This window comes from Protofrankia sp. Cas8 (assembly GCF_963555845.1).
Classification (GTDB): Bacteria; Actinomycetota; Actinomycetes; order Frankiales; family Frankiaceae; genus Protofrankia.
In genome coordinates this window covers 8113-9129 of sequence record NZ_CAUVXI010000218.1, presented here as the reverse complement: position 1 = coordinate 9129, position 1017 = coordinate 8113, and the positions used below count along the sequence as shown (strand labels likewise).

At 66.9% G+C, this 1017-nt stretch carries 1 pseudogene; it reads right to left on the bottom strand.

From position 1 onward, the window contains the following. Positions 1-1017 (bottom strand): annotated as a pseudogene (locus U9977_RS22840) (class I SAM-dependent DNA methyltransferase); the annotation flags it as partial.

Genomic DNA, 1017 nt, shown 5'->3' with positions numbered 1-1017 from the left:
TTCGCACCATACAGACTACTGACGTGCCGAAAATGAATGTCGCGAGGTTGACCATAGACATGCAGGCCGAATTCGATGTTTCGGCTCGCGTCGCTGAAGGCCCAGTTCGCCACGTTGACGAAACTTCCGTGTACTCGCAGGTGCCGGTACGCCACCGACCGCAACCGTCCTTCGTGCGTACCGCCGAAGTGGGTATCCGGGTGGATCAGGCCAGCCGTGCCCACCAAATTCTGGTGATCCCATACCCGGCACATGAAGGCGCGGTAGAGGTCCGGCTGGGTTCCGGCCAGGAGCGGGTACGTTACCGACGAACCGAGCATCGACACCACGCCGACGTTGGAGGCCAGCTCGCGGAGGAACTCACCGTAGGCACCCGCATCCGCAAGCTGGCTTGTCTTACGCGCCCGCACGGTCTCGACCGGGGGCTTCTCCGTGAGCATGAACCAGGGGTCGCGTTCGGCTAGGACGACGTTCTCCTCCCAGCGGGGGCGGACCCAGGGGGGGTTGCCGACCTGGAGGTCGAAGCCGCCGCCCGCGAAGGCCTGGGCGAAGTGCAGCTCCCAGTGGAAGAAGCCCTGCCGGTCGGCGATCTCCCGCACCACACCGAGCCACGGGAAGCGTTCGGGCAGCCGGTTCTCGCCGTCCATCCCCATCCAGCCCTCCAGCCCGTTCTCGTACTCCTCCAGGGCGGCGAGCGAGGTGAAATGGGCGCCGAGCGAATCCGCGGCGATGTCGTTGGCGCCGACCAACGCCTCGGCAAAGGTCAGCCAGTCGTCCAGGCTGCGCAGCGGCACCAGCCGTCGGAGCCGTTCGACCGCCGACGCCTTCACCTTCCCGGCTGTCCGTCCCGGCGTGGACGAGCTCTTCGACGTCCCGGGCAGCGATGTCCCGGGCAGCGACGACTCGGATGATTCGGACGGCTCCGCCGAGCCATCCAGGTCGAAGTCGAACAGCGACTCCTTCGCCCAACTGGGCGCAACCACGGCGTCCCCGGCGGGCTGCGCCTGTTCGGAGTGC